We start from the raw sequence: 3,715 nt of genomic DNA, 5'->3' as shown, positions 1-3,715 counted from the left end.
GACGATGCCGTGTTCACGGGCCGCGCGCACATCGTGGACTGCGCCAGGTAATGCCGGCGAAGCCCACAGCAGTTCACCGAACGGACCCGCGATGACCTGCACGTTTATGCCGTGCTTGTGGTGCTTCCCCGAGTAGAACGGGCGGTCGGCGGCGATCCGGTCGATGGCCAAGAGTGTCCCGTCGAGCAGCACGTACGCCTTCATCGACGCCGCCCGGACTGCCTGCGCGAGCGTCGGTGCGAGTGTGGCCAGCAGGTCGACGGCCTCGGTCACGTAGCGGTAGACCGTACTCGTCCCGACCCGGAATCCCGCCGCGAGCTGGGCATACGTTGTTGCGTTCCGAAGGTGCGCCAGCGTCAGCAGGGCCTGCTTGCCGGCCGTCAGCCGGCGCCAACGGCTCCCGATCCGGCGGCGATGCGCACGAAGACGGTCAGCGAGGAAACGCAGGGAACGACTGGACACGTCCAGGCCACACGGGTAGACAAGCACACGAAGCCTCTGGTCGGGCGAGGGAATCTTGGTCGTGAACCCGTCTACCAGGGGCTTCACCCACGTGTCAGCTCAACAGCCCGCCTCGCAGCGCAAGTTGGCAAAGCCTCACTGATCACTAACGAGATCGCCAACGAGAACCTGCGATGACCGCACAACACACCCTGCGGCCAGTCTTCACCGAGACCTTTCCCTCAACGATGGACGCAGGGGCGCTGTACATCTCGATCGCCTACCGCACCTGCGGTCACCTTTGCTGCTGCGGATGCGGCCACGAGGTCGTCACGCCACTCTCTCCAGCGCAGTGGACCCTGACCTACGACGGCGAGAACGTGTCCCTCGCCCCTTCGGTCGGCAACTGGTCCTTGCCATGCCAGTCGCACTACTGGATCCATGACGGCCGCGTGCGATGGAGCCGCCGCTACTCAACGGCAGAAATCACCCAGAACCGGGACCGCGACCACCGCCTGCTCGCCCAAACCGCCGAAGAACACAGGCCAAGGCCGAGGTCCAGGCTGCGCCGCCTCCTGACGTGGTGGCGCTCGTAGACCCCGCCTGGGCCGCAGGGCGGGGTGGTTCAGGGACAAGGAGCCCGAGCCGTCACCCCGATGGCCACCAGCCGCTCCACCGCATGCCAGGCAAGCACGAGAAGAGACATGCGCGGAGTTCGGGGGAATGTGGCAGCCCTGCTCCGGACGGGCATTCCACACTCGGGCAGGTCCTAGAGGACCTGCCACCACAGGGCTTGCTTCTCGGCCCGGCTGGTGGGCTGCAGTCAGCCGGTGTGCGCGGGAGCGTGGTCGAAGAACCGGTGCTCCTCGTCGAGAAGAATCTCCCGCACGCCAGGGTAGGGGAGGGGGAGCGGGTCGTTGGTGGCGGCGATGACCTGGCAGGCGTAGCCGTCGGCCGAGGAGTCGTCGGCGATGGAGATCAGCGTGTCGATCAGGCGCAGACTCGTGTCGTGGTCCACGCCGGTGGACCCCAGCCCAGCCAGCGGCGAGTCGATGATCAGCAGCGGCGGGACCAGGACCGCAGGGCCCATCCGGCCGAGATCACGCAGCGCCAGCAGCATCGCGACATTCGTGGCTACCTTGGGGCTGCCCGCCACCGAACTCTCCGCGAACGTCTTGTCGCCCTCGCCGCGCTCCTTCACTCGCGTGGTGAAGTCCTGCGGGTCGATGTGCGCGGTCTCGACGGCCGGCCTGATCTGCTGCAACCTGGCCAGGAAGAACTCGGACCAGCGGCCCGTGATCTCCTTGCGCCGCACATCCAGGAGGGTTTTCGCGGCATCCCGGGCAGCCTGGGCGGCGGCCATCTCCTCCCGGGCAGTCTCGACCACCTTCTCCTGGGCGTGGATGTAGTCGGCGTCGTCCAGCCGCCGCTTGAGCTGGGCGACGTCCCGGCCCAGGCCATGGGCGTCCTTCTCCGCCTGCTGCGCCTTCTTGCGGGCGGAGGCCAGGTGCCACTCGTCATAGGCGTCACGCGCTGCGAGCGCGGCGGCCGCCGCCTCCTCATCCCTCTCTGCCGCCTCGGCCGTGGCCTGCGCGATGTCCTGCAGTCCCTTCAGCTTCAGCCGCAGCTGCTCCACTTTGGCCCGGGCCGCGGCGATCTGCTGCTCGCGCCGGTTCTCACTTCCCGCATGCTTCTGTCCGCACGACCGGCACAGCCCCGGAGCCCGCTCGGGAAGATCCTGCTCGCACTCGATGCACTTCTGCGACGACGGCTGCAGCAGAGTGGCGAGCGTGCCCTCCGCACGTGCATGGTCGGCTGCGGCGCTGCTCAGCTTTCCGCGCGCTGCCTCGGCCTGCCGGGCCGTCTTCCGGCGCTGCTGTTCCGCGGCCTTGTGCAGGGCAATGAGCCGCCCGTGTTCGCCGACCGCAGTCGTCAACTCGGCCGAGGCGCTCTGCCAGCGCTCCGCCGCTGCCCGGTGCTCCCGCTGCTTTTGCTCTTGCTCGGCACGCACACCGTCCGGGTCAGCCAGCGCGCCGGTGTCGCGGAGCTTCTTGAACTGGCTCAATGCGGACCGCGCCGCCCGGTGACGGGTCTCTGCCTCGGAGGCGTTCTTCTCCAGGCCTGCGAGGCTCTCGTCCCACAGGCCCAGGACCACCTCCAGAGCCAATACCCGGGCGGTTTCCTTTCCTCCGCCGAGGAATTCGGAGGCGATCGTGGTCTGCCGCAGCGCGATCACGGTGCTGTAGAAGTCGTCCAGCCCGATATGGGTCGTTCCACGGGCCGCGGTCGGCAGACCCAGCAGGTCCTGAACGAACATGCCCGCTGTCCTCTCCCCGGACCTCGCCGAGTTGACGGGCAGCGCGTGCTCGAACCCGTCCGGCGCATCGAGGTTCTTCAGCAGGATGCGCGCCCGCGGATCCGGCCCGCTGCGGGTCGCCTGCCAGCGCGTCCCGGCGACCCGGAAAACCAACCGGACCAGCTGGCAGGCACGCACCTCCGGCATCACCGTCGCGTTCGTCAGGCCCAGCGGGTACAGCAGGGCCTCGAGGGCAGTGGATTTGCCCGCGTTCGAGTGCCCGACCAGGAAGGTCACCATTCGCTTGAAGTAGTGGGCGTACCAGACACCGTCCCGCCGGAACTCAAGTCTTTCGATGACGAACGACGGACCCATGGATGCTCCTCGCCTCGGCTGCGCAACTCTCCCCGTGGAAACGAGCCCCCATCGAAACAGGTGACGCGCTCGGGCAGCATCGGCCACAGCCCGACAGACAGGTCGCAACAGGTGGGACACCAGCCCATAAGCTACCCGGCACTCAACTTTGACGCACATGTGAGGATCGGGGAAGGTGGCACTGGGGTGTCCGAGTTCCCTCGCCATTGAGGCGGGGGCTTTTTTGTGCTGGTCGTCGGGTGTTTCGGGTGGTTGGTGTTGGTGGTGGTGTTCCGGGTTTGGTGGTGGTGTGAGTCCGGATTGGCTGGTGGTGTGTTCGCCGGATCTCCTTTGGGTTGTGCTCTGTAGCGCATGGGGGTGTGGCGTGGTGAGTGGAACGGGGATTTGTCACTCGTCCAAGTGATCGCGGGGACTCTTGTCGGAGTGTCGGCCTTAGCGTCTCATTCGTCGCGTCTGTCACGGGCGTGACGTGAACTGCCCTGTGTGGGGCGGTAGTTGACGTCATGGAGGCTGTCACTGTGATCGCTGCTCGGTTGCTGGTTCGTTCGTGGCCTGTGTGTCGGCTGCGGTGACGGCGGACGGCGACGTCCCTGGGGTCGGGGC

The 3,715-nt window shown here is 67.2% G+C and carries 3 protein-coding genes; 1 reads left to right on the top strand and 2 read right to left on the bottom strand.

Features of this window, described 5'->3' with window-relative positions; translation table 11 throughout:
- The coding region (locus G3I40_RS11815; RefSeq protein WP_343244901.1) for a transposase family protein at positions 1–489 on the bottom strand (489 nt) is incomplete at its 3' end.
- Positions 490–635: 146 nt separating this feature from the next.
- On the opposite strand from G3I40_RS11815, the gene G3I40_RS11810 reads away from it, so the two are divergent.
- On the top strand, positions 636–1,037 hold the full coding sequence (locus tag G3I40_RS11810; RefSeq protein WP_164302116.1) for a DUF6527 family protein: 402 nt from the start codon (positions 636–638) through the stop codon (positions 1,035–1,037).
- Between the two features lie 227 nt (positions 1,038–1,264).
- Here the strand turns inward: G3I40_RS11810 and G3I40_RS11805 are convergent, their stop codons facing one another.
- Positions 1,265–3,112 (bottom strand): hypothetical protein, encoded by a 1,848-nt coding sequence (locus tag G3I40_RS11805; protein WP_164302115.1) that lies wholly within the window; start codon positions 3,110–3,112, stop codon positions 1,265–1,267.
- Positions 3,113–3,715: the final 603 nt, after the last annotated feature.

The sequence above is a fragment of the Streptomyces sp. SID14478 genome, from assembly GCF_010548525.1.
Classification (GTDB): Bacteria; Actinomycetota; Actinomycetes; order Streptomycetales; family Streptomycetaceae; genus Streptomyces.
Note: the sequence above shows the minus strand (reverse complement) of the source record. Positions and strands in the feature narration are given on the sequence as shown.

Bases quoted from the DNA above. Each gene is read 5' to 3' on its own strand.
- G3I40_RS11805 (WP_164302115.1), bottom strand. From the start codon at position 3,112: ATGGGTCCGTCGTTCGTCATCGAAAGACTTGAGTTCCGGCGGGACGGT.
- G3I40_RS11810 (WP_164302116.1), top strand. From the start codon at position 636: ATGACCGCACAACACACCCTGCGGCCAGTCTTCACCGAGACCTTTCCC.